Origin of the sequence: Solilutibacter pythonis, assembly GCF_003697345.1 — a bacterium.
Lineage (GTDB): Bacteria > Pseudomonadota > Gammaproteobacteria > Xanthomonadales > Xanthomonadaceae > Solilutibacter > Solilutibacter pythonis.
On record NZ_RFLY01000006.1, the window covers coordinates 132,059 to 149,518 of the forward strand.

Here is a 17,460-nt window from a genome sequence, read left to right on the forward strand (position 1 = left end):
CTCACGCACGCGGCGGTGCCAGTAGCCCAGCACGCCGCACCACGCCGGCATCCGCGAATACTCTGGCCAGCACCTGGAGCGATACCCGGCCCCAGACCCTCACATCACACGGGATACCCCGGGACGGGCGACGATGGGCGCACGCGACGATGCCGCCCCGCCCCAACCCGACCGGCCAACACAAGCACCTGGGCCACCCCGGCGCCAACGGGCGAATGGGGCTACAGCAGTCGCGCCGGCAATCACGGCGCCAACGCGTCCTCCGCCAGCGCGATCTGATTACGGCCCTCTCCCTTGGCGCGGTAAAGCGCTTTATCCGCGCGCGCGAACACGCTACGCGGCTCCTCGCGCCTGGGCGCTGACGCCAATCGACACCGTCACCCGCTCCGGCAATGCCCGCACCGCCAACCGGATGCGCTCGGCCATCTGGCGCGCGTCCTGGAGACCCGTATCCGGCAGCGCCAGCAGGATTTCCTCACCACCGTAACGCACCGCCACATCGCCTTGGCGAATGTTCCGCCGCACCACCTTGGCGACCACGCGCAATACATGATCGCCCTCCAAATGCCCCCGGCTGTCGTTGATGCGCTTGAAGTGGTCGATGTCGATCAACATCAGCGAATAGCCACTCTGACTGAATCGATTGATGGCCTGCGGCTGCGCCATCAGCTCGCCCAGGGCCGCGCGGTTGAGCAGGCCGGTCAACGCATCGCGGCGCGACTGTTGCTGCAAGGCTTCGTGCTGACGCTGCAATTTGGCCTGGTCACGCTCCTGCCACTCCAGTTGCACCTGCTGCACTTTGAGGTGGCGCCGCAATTCCAGCAATTGCTGCACCTGCCGGGCCAGCACCATCAGCACCTGGCGGCCGGCATCGTCCAACTGGCGCGGCTTGGTGTCGAACACGCAGATCGTGCCCAGCGGATAACCATCGGCGCTCAGGATCGGCATACCGGCATAGAAACGGAACCCCGTCTCGCCGATCACCAGGGGGTTCTGCGCGAAGCGCGGATCGGCCAACGTATCCGGCACTTCCATCAACGTCCCGGGCCTGCGAATGGCGTGGTCGCAAAAAGCGATGGTTCGCGGCGTTTCACAGCTTTCACAACCCCGACGCGCCTTGAACCACTGTCGGTCGCCGTCGATCAACGAGACCATCGACGATGACGCGCCGATCACCATCTGCGCCAGCGTGACCAAGTCGTCGAAGGATTGCTCCGGCGGCGTATCGACCACGTCGTAACGGTCCAGCGCCGCCTGACGCTGGCATTCGTAATCCTCGGAAGCACCGTCAACGGCGCCGAACGGAAGCAACTGTGACATCACCAAGCCACGCGGAAGTGAAAGACAAGACACACGGAAGAAACTATTGCATTATGCCCACCAGCCTACATGAAGGCCGAGCTTTTCAGACCCTACAGATAAAGCCGCGAACCCCGTCACGCACCGCGCTTGATGCCGTTCCTGGCGACATGCGGCGCCGCTCAATCACCCTGAAGCAGGGCCAGCGCGGTGCTCACCTCCTCGATGCTCACGCCCTGGCCCAACTGGAAATCGCCGGATTCACTCGGCAGCGCGCCGGATTTCATCGCCGCCACCCGCTGCCCGGCATCGCGCGGGGAGTCGAAACCACGGCTTATCAGCAACAGGCGCTCCCCCCGCATCAGCTTGAAATGGAATTTGCCGTCGGCCTCGCGGTACTGCTTGAATACCGGCATGACGGCGGCTTTTTCACGCGTTTGCGTCGATTCGCCGCACATCGCGCCGGACAAGTCGCGCAACCCCACCACCTCGCGCAAGCGGGCCAGTCTCGGGCGGGCATGGCGCTCGCGCAGGCGCGCGCCGCCCTCGCGCAGGATGGCTTCGATATCCGCGGGCCGGGCGATCAGCGCGTCGTACTTCTCCCTAAGCGGCGCGACTTCCGTTTCGATGCGTTCGAACAACTTCCGCTTCGCATCGCCCCAGCCGATGCCCTCGGCGAACGCCTGGCGCATCGCCGCGGCTTCCTCCTGGCTGGCGAACGCTTGATAAAGCTGGAACAACGCCGAGCCTTCGGCCTCCTTTGGCTCGCCGGGCGCGCGCGAATCGGTGACGATCGACATCACCAGTTTCTTAAGCTCCGCCGGCGGCGCGAACAAGGGAATGGTGTTGCCGTAGCTCTTGGACATCTTGCGGCCATCCAGCCCCGGCAGCGTCGCCACCTGCGCGTCGATCGCCGCCTCCGGCAGCACGAAATGCTCGCCGCCATACACGTGGTTGAAGCGCTGGCCGAAATCGCGCGCCATCTCGATGTGCTGGATCTGATCGCGGCCCACCGGCACCCTGTCCGCATCGAAGATCAGGATGTCGGCGGCCATCAACACCGGGTACATGAACAACCCGGCGGTGACGCCGAAATCCTCGTCCTGCCCCTCGGCGCGGTTCTTGTCCACCGCCGCCTTGTAGGCATGGGCGCGATTGAGGATGCCTTTGCCCGCCACGCAAGTCAGGAACCAGGTCAGCTCGTTGATTTCGGGGATGTCGCTCTGGCGGTAGAACCAATTCTTCTCCACGTCCAGCCCACAGGCCAGCCAGGTGGCGGCGATCTCCAGCGTGGAACGCTGAGTCCTGGCCGGGTCCTGGGACTTGATCAGACTGTGCAGATCGGCCAGAAAATAGAAATTCTCCGCCTCCGCCGACTGCGCGCTGGCCAGGGCCGGGCGAATCGCCCCGACGTAGTTGCCCAGATGCGGCGTGCCCGAAGTGGTGATGCCGGTGAGGATGCGAAGCGGACGTGCGGACATGGAAAAAACGCGTTGCGGGTGGAAACGCCGATTTTACTCCGCGCGACACCTCAACCCCGCCCGCGACGATGGCGCGTTGTTGCAGGCACACCCCTTCCAGGACACCGCCATGCGCCGCCTGCTTTCCATCCTCCCGCTTTCGCTCGGCCTGCTTGTCACGCCCGCCGCCGACGCACTCACGCCACCGCGCCCCCACCTGGTGAGCCTGCAACTGCTCGACCGCGAAGAGGGCCGCGTCCTGCCCGCCTACCCCCATCGCGGCGAACGCTGGGTGGCCGGCCAGCCCGGCCACCGCTACGCCGTGCGCCTCGTCAACCACACCGACCGCCGGGTGCTGGTGGTGCTATCGGTCGATGGCGTCAACGCCGTCACCGGCGAAACCGCCGCCCCACGCCAATCCGGCTACGTGTTGGCCCCGAGGCAAAGCACCGAAATCGAAGGCTGGCGCAAGTCGATGGACGAAGTCGCGCAGTTCGTCTTCACCCGGCTGCCGGACAGCTATGCCGCGCGCACCGGACGCCCGGACAACGTCGGCGTGGTCGGGATCGCGGTGTTCGAGGAACGCATGGCGCGTCCGCCTCGGCCAGCACCGGTGGCGGCTGCGCCCGCCGCCAGCGCCGTCATGGAAAGGGAGGCCGGCGCCGTCATGGAAAAGGAAGCCAGTGCCGATAACCTCGCACGCCAGCGGGTCGGCACCGGCCATGGCGAGCGCGAATGGTCGCCGGCCTCGCGCACCGATTTCATCCGCGCCAGCCGCGCCCCCGCGCAGATCGGGCAGTTGCGCTACGACCACCGGGAACGGCTGGCGGCGATGGGCATCCTGCCGCGCCAGCGGCCTTGGCGCGGTGACGCCCCACGCGCGTTCCCCGGCGGTTTCGTGCCGGACCCGCCGCGGCGCTGAGCAATGCGAATGGCGCCGTCGTCACCTCACATGCACGAATCGGCGACGGCGCCTTTACGCCCATGCCTCCATCCTGTTCTCCAACGGCACCGCCGTTGGCGCGCAAGCGCATCCTTTCCCGATACAGGAGCACGCACCATGAACAAGGACATCATCTCCGGCAAGTGGAAGCAGTTGAAAGGCAAGGCCCAGGCCAAATGGGGCGACCTCACCGACGACGTCTTCGACGTGGCCGAGGGCGATCGCAACTACCTCGCCGGCAAGCTGCAAGAGAAGTACGGCTGGGCGCGCGAACGCGCCGAGGACGAGGTCAACGCCTTCGAGAAGATGATCGAGAACGATTGACCCACGGGCATCGGCTGGCGGCCGCGCAATGCGGCCCGCCTCCGGCCCGGACACTGGCCGGACATGCCGATACGATGAAAAAAGGCCGGGTAATCCCCGGCCTTTCGTTCGATTTCGAGCCTGTGGGCTGATCAGCACTTGCCGTCCTTGCAGTCCTGCGCCTTGCCTTCCATCTTCTCGCCCACCTTCTGCACGTCCTTGCCGGCGCCGGCGACGGTATTGCAGGCGGTCAGGCCCAACGAAAACATGGCCAACAGGGAAACGATGATCAAACGCTTCATGGATAGCTCCTTTTGCTTGGGGAAACGGGGGGGCCTGCGCAGAGCAGGCCGCGCTCGACCATGGAACCCTTCCGCGCGTGAATCCTCCGTGTAGTGTCCGCTGTCCGGGTATCCGCATTCAGTCGCCGGCCGGGTTGGCCGGTCAATTCAATCGCGCATCAGAGTGGATTTACCGAACAGGCTTTCCACCAGTTCCACCGCCAGCCTGGCAGTGGCATTGCGCTTGTCCAGCGCCGGATTGACCTCGACCACATCGAGCGACCCCAGCCGACCGGTGTCGGCGATCATCTCCATCATGAGCTGCGCCTCGCGGTAGTTGACGCCCCCCGGCACACGGGTGCCGGTGCCGGGCGCGATCCCCGGGTCGAGCATGTCGACATCGAAACTGACGTGCAGGTGGGTGTTCTCGTCGATGCCTTCCAGCACCTCCTCCATCACTCGGCGCATGCCGATCTCGTCGATGTAGCGCATGTCGTAGATGTCGAGACCATGCGCCTTGACCAGCCGTTTTTCGCCGCGATCGACCGAGCGGATGCCGATCTGGCGTATCTGATCGGGGCGGATCGCCGGACCTGGCGCGCCAAGATCGACCAGCACGCCCGGCCCCAGGCCGCACAGGCAGGCCACCGGCATGCCGTGGATATTGCCCGAAGGGGTGATCTCGCGGGTGTTGAAATCGGCATGGGCATCCATCCACAACAACCGCAGCCGCTTGCCGCGCGCACGGCAATGCGCGGCGACCGCGGCGATCGAACCGATGGCGAGGCAATGGTCGCCGCCCAGCATGATCGGCATGCGGCCAGCGGCCAGTTCGCCCGCGCTCGTCTCGAACACGGCGCGGTTCCACGCCGCCACTTCGTCAAGATGGCGATAGCCCTCGACCGGCTCGGTCTGCGGATTGCGCGGGCCGGCCACATCGCCGAGATCGCGCACCTCCACCCCGTGGCGGGCGATCTTCTCGGCGAACTTCGCCACTCGCAGCGCCTCCGGCCCCATCGAAGCGCCACGATGCGCGGCGCCGATATCGGTCGGCACGCCAAAAATGGAAACGGGAAGAGTGAATCGGCTCATACGGGTTCCGGATTCGGGCATCCGCACGAGAATGGTGCCGCTTGTCCGACTCGAACGGACGACCTACCGCTTACAAGGCGGTTGCTCTACCAACTGAGCTAAAGCGGCGCAGATGCGTGGACGCTCATTCTAGCCGAGCCCGCACGCGGCCTGCCCGGTCATCAGCAACGTCGCGCCTGCCGACGCGGCGCGCCGATGGCGCGGCGCTGGCCGGCGGCATCGAAACCCGCGGGTGCGCGCACGTCCAGCCAAAACTGCGCCGCGCCGGCCCCGGCGGGGGCGACCCGGGCCGCGAACCCCTTGGCAAGCAGTGCGGTCTGATGACGACGCGCGTTTTCCTCGCCGCCGAAACGGCCCAACGCGATTGCGTTGATTTGCCCGCCCTCGTTGAGCACGACCAAGTCGTTGAATCCAGCCGCCCGCAGGCGTTCGGCCATCGCCAATGCGGCGGCACGGTCGGCCAACGGCGGCAGGAAGACGTTGTAACCCCGCGCCGGACTCAACTCGACCCGGCGCAGGCTTGCACTAGCCCCGGCTCTGCGCAGGCGGGCGATACCGTCCGTGGCGGCGGCCTCGCTGGCGAACGGCCCGTAGCTCAAGCAAACCGGCGCCGACTCGGGGGGCGTCGCCTTAGCCGGCGGCGGCTCGGCGACTTTCGGTGCGGCGGGCGACGCGGCGCCATCGGCCGGCAACGCGGACGTGGTGGTGACGGCCGTCTCCAGCTCGCCGACCAGCGCCAGCCTGGGCGGGCCATCGGCCACTGCCGGGCGGCGCGGCGGCGCGGCATCGCGATGCCCGCCCCACCAGGCGGCCACGCCCAGATTCAGCACCACCAACCAGACCAGCAGCATGCGCGCGAACATGGGGCGATTCTATGCGCGATCGGCCAGCGCCGCCCAACGCGCCAGCCCATCCAGCACCAAGCGCGGACGCGACTCGGCCGCCGCCAGCCTCGCCAACAATACGCCGCCGCCGCCGCCATGCAGCCACAATGCCGGCCGCCGCCCAAGCAGCGTCCCGGCCTCGGCCAGGCTGCGTTCGATCAGCGCCAGCGCCGCACCCTCGCAACCCGAGGCGAGGGCGTCCCCGGTATCGGCGGCGAATTCGGCATAGTGGCCGCCAGCCGCCGGCAATTGCGCCACACGCGCATGTAAGCTCTCCCGCATCAAGGTGGGCGATGGCGCGATGCGACCGCCACGATGGCCGCCCGTCTCATCGACCAGATCCACCGTGAGCGCGGTGCCGACGCCGGCCACCAATACGGGCCGCCCAGCCTCCGCCGCCGCCAGCAGGGCGAGAAAGCGGTCGACGCCCAACCGCGCCGGCTCCGCGTAGGCCACCCGCAAGCGCCCGCAACGCGCGGTGCTGCGCACGAACGAAACGCGGGCGAAACGCTCGGCCAGCGCGCCGGCCAGCGCCGCGCGCAAGGCCGGCGCCACCACCGCCGCGACCCAGGCGGTTTCGCCACGGACTTCATCGGGCAGGCTGGCGAAATCCTCGCCGGGCCAATGCGCCAGCCCCCGCATCTCAACCACCGCCGCTTGCCGGCGCGGTGCGAATTTCAGCCGGCTGTTGCCGAGATCGAACAACCAGTCGTTCATACGTTCGCCCTCACGCTCACCTCGCCCGCATGCAACAGACGCTCGCCTTGCGCGGTGCGCACGCGCAAGGCGCCATCGGCGGCAATGCCCAGCGCCTCCGCCTCCAATTCGCCCTCGGCCAACCGTATCCGTACCGAGCGACCGGCCAATGCATCCAGTGCCTGCCAGCGCGGCAGGAACCGCGCCAAGCCCACCTGGTCGAATTCATCCAGCGCCGGCAACAGGGCATCGAGCAGGGCCGCGGCCAGTTGGTTGCGCGATGACGCTCGCGGCGCGCCGGTCAAATCGGCCCATGGCTGTCCGATATCGACGGATGCGGCGGGCGGCATCCGCACATTCACCCCCAACCCGATCACCGCCCGCGCCGGGCCGGCATGTTCGCCACCGCCTTCGACCAGCAGACCACCGAGCTTGCGCCCATCCAGCAGCAGGTCGTTCGGCCACTTCAGGCGGATATCCAGCCCGGTGACGGCACGCAGCGCTTCGGCGGCAACGATCCCGGCCACGAGGCTCAGGCCGGGCAGTCGCGCCAGCCCGCTGGCGAAGCGGCGATCCAGCGAGAGATAGAGATTGGCCGCCAGGGGGGAAACCCAGGCGCGGCCACGACGGCCGCGACCACCGCTTTGCCGCTCGGCCAGCAACACGCGCACGCCACCGGCCGGCGGCGGCTGCGCCAGCAGGGCGCTGTTGGTGGAATCGACCTGCCAGACCAACGCCAGCCCGGCCAGCCGGGCGCGGCAAGCCGGCGCCAACGCGGCGTGAAGGGTTTCGGCATCCAACAGGTCGAGCGGCTGCGCCAGCCGATACCCCTGGCCGGGACGCGCCTCGATGGCGATCCCGGCCTCGCGCAATGCCTGGATGCGTTTCCAGACCGCGGCCCTGGTCAAACCGTGAGCGGCGGCCAGGGCGTCACCCGATGCCGGCGCGGCGGCCAGGCGCAGCAGCAACTGGCGATCGAGATCGACGCGCGAGCGGCGTTCGGCATCGGCGGTGCTGGGAGCGGACATCGGGCGATTATCCGCCAGCCGCGCCATCCTCACACGCCTTGGCGAGGGCCACGCTATAGTCGGCGTTCCGGCCCGCTCCGGGCCGTGCCGAGCCAACCGATGCCCAGTCGCTTCCTGATCGTCTGTGTTCTGATGTTGTCGAGCGCCAGCGTGCTCGCCCAGACACCGGCCGGCAATGACAACGAACCGGCCGCCAGCAATGCCGAGAACGAAGCCGGCAGCACCACGCCTCTGCCCACGCGTCGCGGCGGCAGCGAGACCGGTAACGCCGAACGCCGTCCCGGCGACCCGCCCGCCCGCAACAACACGGCGCCTCGCTGGCACAGCCTTCTGCCGGGCATGTTCCGCTGAGCGAACCCCCGCCCCCGCGACTCAACGCGAAGCCGGCAGCCTCACTTCGAAACGCGCGCCGCCCAACTCGGCGGATGCGCTCACAAGCAACTCACCACCGTAGCCCTGGATGATGTCCTGCACGATCGACAGGCCAATGCCATGGCCCTGCACGCGCTCGTCGCCACGCACCCCGCGTTGAAGCACCACGGCGATCTTCTCCCTGGGAATACCCGGACCGTCATCATCCACCGCCAGCAACAGGGCGCCGGCATCTTTCGCTACGGTCAGCAGCACCCGCGACTTCGCCCACTTGAAGGCGTTCTCCAGCAGATTGCCTAGCAGTTCCTGAAGATCGCCGGTCTCGCCGTGGAAGTGGGCGCTCTCATCGATCTCGAACTCGCACAGCACGCCCTTGGCCGCATAGATCTTCTCAAGCCCGAGCACGATCTGTTCGGCCTGCGGCAGGATCGGCACCGGCGTGGCGAACAGCTTGTGCCCGCCCGACGCCGCGCGCGAAAGTTGGTAGGACACCAGCGCATTCATACGCTCCAGTTGCGTGTCCAGTTCGTCGCGCAACTCGGCATCCGGCGCGCCGCTGTCCAGCCGCGCGCGCAGTACCGCCAGCGGCGTCTTCAGGCTATGGGCGAGATCGGCCAGGGTATTGCGCTGGCGCTCCAGATGCGTGCGCTCGCTCTCGATGAAGGCATTGATGCTGTCGGTCAACGGTTGCAGTTCGCGCGGGTGGAAGCCGCTCATCCGCGAGGCCCGGCCGAGCTTGACCCGGTCCAGCTCGGCAATCACCTGACGCAACGGCGACAGGCTCCAGCGCAATGCCAGGAGTTGCAGCAACAGCAGGATCAACGCGGCCGCACCGAGGTAGGTCCACAAAGCGCTGCGAAAGACGTTGATCTGCGCGGCCAGGAGGCGCGTGTCCTCCATGACGTGGATGGTGTAGGGCGTGTCCTCGCCGCGTGCGCCGGGCGCGGTGAAACTACGCGAATAACGGTAGATTTCGCCCAACGCGCCGTTGATGTTCTGCATCGGCAGCGGCCCTTCGAAACGCACGCTGTCCTTCTCCAGGCGCTGTCCCGCCGGCAGCACCGGGCCTTCCGAAGACATCGAGCGCCAATGCCCGTTCGGCACCAGCAGTTCGACGTAGAGACCGCTGCCCGGGCGCTCCAGGCGCGGATCGGGCGCACGGTAGGGCGGCACCAGATAACCATCGACATCGAACTCGATACCGGCGGCGTAGGCCAGCGCATAACTGGCCAGGCGCTCGCGCATGTTGCGCTCGGCGGTATCGACGAAAGCGCGGTCGAGCGCGAGGCCGACCAGTGTCAGGAAGGCGAGCAGGCCGAGGCCCGCGGCCAGCAATTGGCGGGTGGCGAGCGAGCGGGGATGCCAGAACATGGCCATGCGGAAATAAGCTAAGCGACGGTGCGAGCGCACCGCCATCTTCGACGCGCGGGCCGCCCGATGCGATCAGCCTTCGCTGTTGCGCGGAATGGCGAAGCGATAACCACGGCCGCGAACGGTCTCGATCGGCCTCAGATTGCCATCGGTATCCAGCTTGCGGCGCAGACGACCGATGAAGACTTCCAGCACGTTGGAATCGCGATCGAAATCCTGCTGGTAGATGTGCTCGGTGAGGTCGGCCTTCGAGACCAGTTCGCCGGCATGCATCATCAGGTATTCCAGCACCTTGTACTCGTAGCTGGTGAGGTCGACGTTCTGGCCGTGGACGGTGACGGTCTGCGCGGCAAGATCAAGCACCACCGGCCCGCACTCCAGGGAAGGCTTGCTCCAGCCGGCCGCGCGGCGCACCAGGGCGTTGATGCGCGCCAGCAGCTCCTCGACATGGAACGGTTTGACCAGGTAATCGTCGGCGCCCTGCTTGAGGCCATCGACCTTGTCCTGCCAGCTCGAACGCGCGGTCAGGATCAGGATCGGGAACTGCTTGCCTTCGTCGCGCAGCGCCTTGATGAGTTCCATGCCGCTCATCTTCGGCAGACCGAGATCGATGATGCCGATGTCGAACGGCACCTCGCGGCCCATGTACAAGCCCTCTTCGCCATCCTGCGCGGCATCCACGGCATAGCCTTCGCGCATCAGGCGCGCGGCGAGGGTCTCACGCAAGGGGGCTTCGTCTTCGACGAGGAGGATACGCATCAGGGGTCTCCGGCTTCGGCCGCGATCGGCCATTCAGGTAGACAAGCTTAGGGCCTGCCTGTGTCATCGTCACGTGTAGACGGGAAGGCCGACGGGCCGATCGGGGCGCGGCGCTGGGCTGGATCGTCGACGACCACCATCACCCGCCCTCCGGGCGCCAGCACCTTGACCCGGTGAATCTCGCGGCCCTGGAAGCGCATGCTTTCGACGTTCAACACCTGGCCGCCGGTGGCGCGCTCGACGCGGCGCACCGCCGCCGAAATGCCACCGGCACCGGCCGGCGCCGGCTGCGTGGCGCGCGGCAGCAACATCAACACGGGCTCCGCCGACACCGGCAGTCCATGCTCTTGCTGCTGCGCCCGTGCAAGGACCGGCACCAGCAACAACGCGAAAATGACGAAAGCGGACGGGCGACGCACGGCGGGTCGGGGGGAGGCGGGGGAATTGGGCGATCAGTCTGGGCAGCCAGGATTGAACTCGTCCTTAATCCGCTTAAGGAAACCTTGACAAAGATTAACCAACCAGGCGTTCGCCCCGCGCCTGTTGCGCGGCCAACGCGGCCTCGACCAGCGACCAGTCCGCCCCCGGACGATGCGCCCCCTCGCTCAGCGTCTGGCGGAAAGCGCGCCCGCCAGCTTGGCCGTGGAACAGACCCAGCAGGTGACGCGTCATATGCTTGAGCGCCACGCCCTCCGCCAACTGACGTTCGGCGTAGGGACGGAAACTCCGCAACACGTCGGCACGCGGCACGATGGCGGCACCACTCCAATGCGCCTCCACCTGCTGCAACAAATACGGGTCGTGATAGGCGGCACGCCCCAGCATGACGCCGTCCACCCGGCCGCGCTGGGCTTCGATGGCGGCGAGATCGGCGATACCGCCGTTCAGCTCGATCCGCAATTCCGGTCGTTCCTGCTTGAGCCGCCAGGCCCAGTCGTACCGCAGCGGCGGCACCTCGCGGTTTTCCTTCGGCGACAACCCCCGCAACCACGCGTTGCGGGCATGGACGATGAAATGGCCGCAGCCCGCATCCGCCACCTGGTCGATGAAAGCGCGGAACTTCGCGTAATCGTGATCGTCATCGACACCAAGCCGGCACTTCACCGTCACCGGTACGCCGGCCGCGGCCTCGACCATCTTCGCCACGCATTCGGCCACCAGCGCTGGCTCGCGCATCAGACAGGCGCCGAAACGGCCGGCCTGCACCCGGTCGGAAGGACAGCCGCAGTTGAGATTGATTTCATCGAAACCGTGCTCCACCGAAATCCGCGTGGCCTCGGCCAGCAGGACTGGCTCGCTGCCACCCAGTTGCAAGGCCACCGGGTGCTCGCCCGGGTCCATCGCCAGCAACTGGCCGCGATCGCCATGGATCACCGCGTTGGCATGCACCATCTCGGTATAGAGCCGCGCCGAGGGAGACAGCAGGCGGTGGAAGACCCGACAATGGGTATCCGTCCAATCCATCATGGGGGCCACCGACAACGCGAACGCGGGAGCGGCCATGAGGACGGTGGAGGGGGGAGCGGATGGCATCGGGGAATCTATGGCGGCAAACCGCCATTATTGACGATGCCGCCGCCCGGCACGAAAAACCCCCATCTGGAGCCAGACACCGAAAGCCCCTCCCCTCCGAACTCCCGCCCCTGGCTTAACGCTCGCTCAGTACAAAGCTGCCGATGGATACTCCGATGTCCCAACCCGAGCCGCGCCCGGTCAGAGCCAGTGAAACCGAGCCTTTGGTCACTACCTGCGCCTTGCCGGAACGGCCGGCTCCGGCATGCGCTTCGGCGGCGGCATAGCCGCCCAGGACTTCACGAATGTTGTAGATGCCGGAAAATTCACCACGCCCATGTTCGATCCGGGATCGGCCAAAGGTAATCCCGCCACCGCGCGAAACGATCTTCACCGGCAACCGGCTGCCATCACTGCAAGTCACCATGCCCTCGCCATCGGCCGTCTTGTAGAACGCGGACCAACCTTCCATGGTGAAATCGAAATGGCATTCCAGCGGTCCCTCCGCCCGCGCGGGAAATGCCAGCATGGCCACGGCGCAGGCCATGGCGGCAAGCAGTCGGGGAAGGCTGAGCGTAAGGAATGGGCGCATTGCGATCGGTGATCAGGGGTAAGCGACGGCACCGCAAACCTGACTTGGCGTATCTAGCGCGCGCCGTAACACCAAGCGGCCTGCCAAGTCCACTGGTGGAGACCGCCCTTCAAGGAGCAGTCCCACTGCATAGCACGGGCCGCTTACCAGCCGCGGCTGTAGCGACGGGCATAGTCGTCGTAGACGCGGTAATCGTGGTGGCGGTAGTCACTACGATAGTCATAACGTGGGGTGTACCAAACGCACTTGCCGTTGCGATTGCAACGGGCGCGGCTGCCCTGTCCATTGCGGTAGTAACCATAGGCATTGCCATATGGCGGGTTGCCGTAGTGGCTGTCGACCACCCGGTAATAGCGCGGGCGGCCATGACGGTCGTGCTCAACGATCAAGCGTTCATCCAGACCGTAATCGCCATGGCGATAGTACGGCTGGCCGTCGTGCAGGATGACGTCCTCAATATCGACGAGTACCCGGGTCGGCGGTTCCTGCGCCTGCACCTGTTGCGACATGGCCAGAGCACCCAGCCCGAAACCGGCGGCCAAGATGGTCGGAGCCATCATACGGGTAAGGGTTTTCATGCTTCACCTCCTTGGTCAAGGGCCGCCGCGGCGACCGTGCTGCCACCTTGCAGGGGCGGCAGTGAATACGCATTTAACCTCATTGTCGCGCCAGCCCCCCGCATATCCGGCGATGGCGCACGTTCAGCGACAGGCATCGGCCACCCGCCTATCTAGCGCGACGGCCTGATCATAAGTCATTTGCATGAAGTCACGCTCGCGGGTACGACTGCGTCGCTGTTGCGCCCGTTCGCAACGACGCGCGGCGGTATCGCCACGATGCGCCCGCCGCGCCGATACCCGCGCCGGGCGCGCCCGCAAGGCGGCGGACACTTCCATACGGTTCATTTCCCGCCAGCGCGCGGTGTCCTGGCGGCGTTCACGCAGGTCGTCGGCATCGACGCGCGCCTCGATGCCACGCTGCCAGAGCAACCGGCTACCGGCCGGACAATCGCCACTGACGTAGGCGTGGCCGCCACCGGCCAGCGCGCACTTGCGCAATTCGGTGGCAACCAGGGGCGGCGCTACCGTCAAAAGCAGGATGATGATGGCGCCGACGCAACGGCTCATGGCGATACCTCCGAGACTCCCACCACAGCCTCGTACCAGGGCGCGCCCCACGCCATCGGCAAAATCCGACTCTGGGCTAGGAAAACGCCGCGTGTTCGATGTCGTCCAGGCAGGCGGCAATGTCATGGGCGGTACCGGCCAGCCGCAGGCGCGGGTGCGCGGCATCCACCTCGGCCTCGGTCTCGTGCGCCCAGGTCACGTGGTAGGGCACGTGCACGCCCCAGGCGCCGAGTTCCAGCGGCGGCGCGATGTCCGAACGCAGCGAATTGCCCACCATCACGAACTCGGCCGGCGCCACGCCGAACTCTTCCAGCAGCCGCGCATAGGTCGGCGCGTCCTTTTCGCTGATGATCTCGATCCGGCGAAACCAGCGGGCCAGCCCGGATTCGCGCACCTTGGCCTCCTGGTGGAACAGGTCGCCCTTGGTGATGAGCACGATGTCGTGGCGCGCGGCCACCGCCGCGACCGCCTCCCGGACCCCGGGCAGCAGTTCGACCGGATGCCGCAGCAGCGTTTTCGCCAGCATCACGATGCGATGGATGTCGGCGGCGGGGATACGGCCTTCGGTGATGTCGATCGCCGCTTCCACCATCGACAGCGCCATGCCTTTCACGCCGTAGCCGAACAGCGCCAGGTTGCGTTTCTCCACCGCGTACAGGCGCGCGCCGAGGTCGTCGAGATCGACATGCCGACCAACGATCCGGCGGAATTCGGCCTCGGCCTCGCGGTAGTAGTCCTCGCTCTTCCAGAGGGTGTCGTCGGCATCGAAGCCGACCATGCGGATGTGCTCTGCCATCGCCCCACTCTACCCGACGACACGGCGCCTTGATGGCGTCTCCGGCACGCTGGGGTTTCACGAATGGGCCCGTCATGCGCCCGATCGCCTCGTTCGTCCTCCCGTTTGCTGCCACGCTGGCGCTTGCCGCCTACCAGAACGGCGGCCCCGCGATCACCGCGCCCGACCGCTCCGCGACGCCTCCGGCGGGAAACGTCGCACCCTTCCGGCGCACGGAGTTCGCCCGTTTCGACCAGCCCTGGGCGATGACTTTCCTGCCCGATGGTCGCTTGCTGGTGAGCGAGAAGGCCGGCCGACTCAAACTATTCGACCCGGCGACCAAGCGCATGGGCGAGATCGGCGGTTCGCCGGCAGTGGCATACGGCGGACAAGGCGGATTGGGCGACGTGGCTCCGCCCCCGCGGTTCGCCGACAACGAGTGGGTTTATTTCAGCCATGCCGAAGCCGACGAAGGCAGCACGCGCAGCGTGGTGGTGGCGCGGGCGAAGTTGACGTTGGACGTGGATGGCGGCGGCAGGCTGAGAGCCCCCGAAACGATCTGGCGGCAGGTACCGAAGGTGAAAGGCGGCGGCCATTACAGCCATCGCATCGTGTTCGCGCCGAATGGCGGTCTGTTCATCGGTTCGGGCGACCGGCAGACATTCGAGCCAGCGCAGGACATGCGGAGCAACCTCGGCAGGATCGTCCGCCTCGACGACGACGGATCGTTCGCCGCCGGCAACCCGTTCGTGTCGCAAGGCGGCATCGCCGCGCAGGTGTGGACGCTCGGCCACCGCAACGTGCTGGGTCTCGCCTTCGACGCCCGGGGCCAGCTGTGGAGCCACGAAATGGGGCCGAAGGGCGGCGACGAATTCAACCGTGTGGTGAGGGGCGACAACTACGGTTGGCCGGTGGTCAGCGATGGCGACCATTACGACGGTCGGCCGATCCCCAGGCACGCCAGCGCGCCGCAATACCATGCGCCGGAGGTCGGCTGGACGCCGGTGATCTCGCCTTCCAGCCTGATCTTCTGCGATGGCGCGATGTTTCCACGGTGGCGGGGACGCGCGCTGATCGGCGGGCTGTCCTCGCAGTCGCCGCTGGTGGTGAAGTTCGATGGCGACAGCGCCGCCGAGGAGACCCGTTACCCGATGGGCAGCCGCATCCGCGAAGTGGAGCAAGGACCGGACGGCGCGCTCTGGCTGCTGGAGGGTGGCGGCAACGCGCGGTTGCTCAGGCTAACGCCCGCTAGTTGAACCGGCAGCCAGAACGCCCCCCCCTCGGGCGACGGTGCGGCCGCAGCGCACGGTCTGTTCCACCGCCGTAGCGAACGGATCGGCGCTGGTGCGGCTGGCCGCGCCTAGTCCGCCATTCAACCGAGCTCAGGGGCTGAAACCAGAGGCTGACGGCCGCGAGATTTCGGCGCGGCCGGTGGAAAGCCCCTCATGTCACCACGACCCAAGGCCGGCATGCCGCATCGGGTTTCCGGCGCAACGTCGGGCGCGTATTCGCCTACAGTTCGCGTCGCCGGAAGGCCGGCACGCCGCCCGTCCGGGCATGGCATGGATCGCCACGCGCAACTGGCGCGCCCCTCCGGCGCGGCCTCCCGCGCACGCTTCGGTTTTCAGTTGCCGGGCACGGGCGCGTATCGCGGTGCGTTGGGTGGGGAAGCCAGGCCGCTTCGAGAAAGCCGGTGATGGCACGACGGCCAGAATGCGCGGCATGTTTCATCGGGCGGCACCCGCCACGCCGGCGGAATCGGCGCCCGTGGCAAAAGTCAGCCCGCGCCAGCGCGCCGCTGGAGTTTCGACGCCACCATCGGCACGCTCAGCATGGTGCTGGCCACCGCCATCAACAGCAACGCGGTGAAGGTTTCGTTGGTGATGATGGCGCGATCCAGCAGCACGTTGGCGAAGATGATCATGATGAGCGCCTTGGTTTGCAGCAACCAGCCGATGATCGAGGCCTCCCCCTTCGGCCAGCCGAGGATACGCCCGGCCAGTTTCACCCCCGCCAGTTTGCCCGCCACCGCGGCCAGCAGCAGCCCGCCCGCCGCCATGAACACGCTCAGCCCGCCCATCGACCAGGCGGTCTTGAGCCCGGTGGAAAGGAAGAACACCGGCATCATCACCAGCAGTATGTGGTGACGCAGCAGATCCATGCGCGCCTGGTTGAACCAGTCGCCATCCATCACCACGCCGGCAAGAAACGCGCCGACCATGAAGTGCAGCCCGGCCCAGTCCGCGCCCAGCGCCACCAGCGCCAGCCAGACCGGCGCGATGTACCAGCGGTCATGCTCCGGCACCCGGCGCATCAGCCGGCGGAAGAAACCGCAGGCCACGGCGAACAGCAGAAGGAAGGCCGCCTGCCGGCCGATCCGCGCCCAATCCATCAGGATCAACGCCAGCACGCCCCAGATGGCGATGTCATCCAGGCTGGCATAGCGCAGGATGCGCTGACCAAGCGGCCGGCGCAGGATGTCGAGTTTCTCCATCAGCAGGATCAGGATCGGCAGCGCAGTGACCGCGCAGGCCATGCCGATCCCGGCCACGAACTGCCACGGCCGGCTCCCGGCGCCGGCCCAGCCGGGAAAGCGGAGCATGACCAGCGCGACCATGGCGCCGAACAGCAACGGCGTGCTCAGCGCCAGCCCGGCGGTGATGCCGGATTCGCGGCGGTTTTCCCAGGCGCGTTTCAGGTCCAGTTCGACCCCGGCGATGCAGACGAACAGCATCACCGCCCACCAGGCGATGCCGTTCAACGCCTGCGCCACTTCGGGATTGAAGACGAAGGCGTAGTAATCGGGAAACCACCTGCCCAGCACGCCCGGTCCCAGCAGGATGCCGGTGACGATCTGCACCACCACCAGCGGCGCCCAGTAATCGGTACGCCCCAGCCGCCAGACGAAATACGGCACCGCCATGATGATCAGCATGGCGACGAGGAAAATCTCGGTGGTGGTCATC

At 67.0% G+C, this 17,460-nt stretch carries 20 protein-coding genes and 1 tRNA gene; 4 read left to right on the top strand and 17 right to left on the bottom strand.

Annotated elements, in window-relative coordinates; all coding sequences use genetic code 11:
- Positions 1-333: 333 nt before the first annotated feature.
- Both EBB59_RS05765 and EBB59_RS05770 read right to left on the bottom strand, forming a co-directional pair.
- The gene (locus tag EBB59_RS05765; protein WP_122101188.1) at positions 334-1,320 is read right to left on the bottom strand and encodes a sensor domain-containing diguanylate cyclase; all 987 of its coding nucleotides are present in this window, start codon (positions 1,318-1,320) and stop codon (positions 334-336) included.
- A gap of 161 nt (positions 1,321-1,481) precedes the next feature.
- Positions 1,482-2,780 carry a tryptophan--tRNA ligase gene (locus tag EBB59_RS05770; RefSeq protein ID WP_122101189.1) on the bottom strand — a complete coding sequence of 433 codons (1,299 nt, stop codon included), beginning with the start codon at positions 2,778-2,780 and terminating at the stop codon, positions 1,482-1,484.
- A 109-nt stretch (positions 2,781-2,889) separates the two neighbouring features.
- Here EBB59_RS05770 and EBB59_RS05775 point away from each other — a divergent pair, with 109 nt between their 5' ends.
- A complete protein-coding gene (locus tag EBB59_RS05775) occupies positions 2,890-3,681 on the top strand; it encodes a hypothetical protein (RefSeq protein ID WP_122101247.1) in 792 nt (263 codons plus the stop codon).
- A 138-nt stretch (positions 3,682-3,819) separates the two neighbouring features.
- Entirely contained in the window at positions 3,820-4,026 is a 207-nt protein-coding gene (locus tag EBB59_RS05780; protein ID WP_122101190.1) for a CsbD family protein, read from the top strand.
- A 131-nt stretch (positions 4,027-4,157) separates the two neighbouring features.
- Here EBB59_RS05780 and EBB59_RS05785 read toward each other — a convergent pair whose 3' ends face one another.
- The 6 genes from EBB59_RS05785 to EBB59_RS05810 all read right to left on the bottom strand — a co-directional run bounded on the left by EBB59_RS05785 (position 4,158) and on the right by EBB59_RS05810 (position 7,986).
- Entirely contained in the window at positions 4,158-4,307 is a 150-nt protein-coding gene (locus EBB59_RS05785) for an entericidin A/B family lipoprotein (protein WP_122101191.1), read from the bottom strand.
- 147 nt (positions 4,308-4,454) lie between these two features.
- Positions 4,455-5,378: an arginase gene (gene rocF, locus EBB59_RS05790; RefSeq protein WP_122101192.1), complete on the bottom strand. Its 924-nt coding sequence runs from the start codon at positions 5,376-5,378 to the stop codon at positions 4,455-4,457.
- 32 nt (positions 5,379-5,410) lie between these two features.
- Positions 5,411-5,486 (bottom strand) — tRNA-Thr (locus EBB59_RS05795).
- Between the two features lie 53 nt (positions 5,487-5,539).
- Positions 5,540-6,241, bottom strand: coding sequence for an SPOR domain-containing protein (locus EBB59_RS05800; RefSeq protein WP_158601725.1), 702 nt, complete (start codon positions 6,239-6,241; stop codon positions 5,540-5,542).
- Between the two features lie 9 nt (positions 6,242-6,250).
- On the bottom strand, positions 6,251-6,979 hold the full coding sequence (locus EBB59_RS05805; RefSeq protein WP_122101194.1) for a type III pantothenate kinase: 729 nt from the start codon (positions 6,977-6,979) through the stop codon (positions 6,251-6,253).
- Positions 6,976-7,986, bottom strand: a complete 1,011-nt coding sequence (locus tag EBB59_RS05810; protein ID WP_122101195.1) for a biotin--[acetyl-CoA-carboxylase] ligase — start codon at positions 7,984-7,986, stop codon at positions 6,976-6,978. The genes EBB59_RS05805 and EBB59_RS05810 overlap by 4 nt, the downstream gene beginning before the upstream one ends.
- A gap of 99 nt (positions 7,987-8,085) precedes the next feature.
- Here EBB59_RS05810 and EBB59_RS05815 point away from each other — a divergent pair, with 99 nt between their 5' ends.
- A complete protein-coding gene (locus EBB59_RS05815; protein WP_147455517.1) occupies positions 8,086-8,337 on the top strand; it encodes a hypothetical protein in 252 nt (83 codons plus the stop codon).
- Positions 8,338-8,358: 21 nt separating this feature from the next.
- Here EBB59_RS05815 and EBB59_RS05820 read toward each other — a convergent pair whose 3' ends face one another.
- The 8 genes from EBB59_RS05820 to EBB59_RS05855 all read right to left on the bottom strand — a co-directional run bounded on the left by EBB59_RS05820 (position 8,359) and on the right by EBB59_RS05855 (position 14,515).
- A complete protein-coding gene (locus EBB59_RS05820; protein ID WP_245979081.1) occupies positions 8,359-9,735 on the bottom strand; it encodes an ATP-binding protein in 1,377 nt (458 codons plus the stop codon).
- Positions 9,736-9,801: 66 nt separating this feature from the next.
- On the bottom strand, positions 9,802-10,488 hold the full coding sequence (locus EBB59_RS05825) for a response regulator transcription factor (protein ID WP_122101198.1): 687 nt from the start codon (positions 10,486-10,488) through the stop codon (positions 9,802-9,804).
- Between the two features lie 47 nt (positions 10,489-10,535).
- A complete protein-coding gene (locus EBB59_RS05830) occupies positions 10,536-10,907 on the bottom strand; it encodes a PepSY domain-containing protein (protein ID WP_122101199.1) in 372 nt (123 codons plus the stop codon).
- A gap of 94 nt (positions 10,908-11,001) precedes the next feature.
- Entirely contained in the window at positions 11,002-12,021 is a 1,020-nt protein-coding gene (gene dusA / locus EBB59_RS05835; protein WP_122101200.1) for a tRNA dihydrouridine(20/20a) synthase DusA, read from the bottom strand.
- A 115-nt stretch (positions 12,022-12,136) separates the two neighbouring features.
- Positions 12,137-12,592, bottom strand: a complete 456-nt coding sequence (locus EBB59_RS05840) for a hypothetical protein (RefSeq protein ID WP_245979083.1) — start codon at positions 12,590-12,592, stop codon at positions 12,137-12,139.
- Positions 12,593-12,735: 143 nt separating this feature from the next.
- Positions 12,736-13,170: a hypothetical protein gene (locus EBB59_RS05845; RefSeq protein WP_147455518.1), complete on the bottom strand. Its 435-nt coding sequence runs from the start codon at positions 13,168-13,170 to the stop codon at positions 12,736-12,738.
- Positions 13,171-13,293: 123 nt separating this feature from the next.
- Positions 13,294-13,719 carry a hypothetical protein gene (locus tag EBB59_RS05850; protein WP_122101203.1) on the bottom strand — a complete coding sequence of 142 codons (426 nt, stop codon included), beginning with the start codon at positions 13,717-13,719 and terminating at the stop codon, positions 13,294-13,296.
- Positions 13,720-13,795: 76 nt separating this feature from the next.
- Positions 13,796-14,515: an HAD family hydrolase gene (locus EBB59_RS05855; RefSeq protein WP_245979085.1), complete on the bottom strand. Its 720-nt coding sequence runs from the start codon at positions 14,513-14,515 to the stop codon at positions 13,796-13,798.
- A 74-nt stretch (positions 14,516-14,589) separates the two neighbouring features.
- On the opposite strand from EBB59_RS05855, the gene EBB59_RS05860 reads away from it, so the two are divergent.
- Positions 14,590-15,750: a PQQ-dependent sugar dehydrogenase gene (locus tag EBB59_RS05860; RefSeq protein ID WP_122101204.1), complete on the top strand. Its 1,161-nt coding sequence runs from the start codon at positions 14,590-14,592 to the stop codon at positions 15,748-15,750.
- Positions 15,751-16,271: 521 nt separating this feature from the next.
- Here EBB59_RS05860 and EBB59_RS05865 read toward each other — a convergent pair.
- Positions 16,272-17,459: a cation:proton antiporter gene (locus EBB59_RS05865; RefSeq protein ID WP_122101205.1), complete on the bottom strand. Its 1,188-nt coding sequence runs from the start codon at positions 17,457-17,459 to the stop codon at positions 16,272-16,274.
- Position 17,460 lies beyond the last annotated feature (1 nt).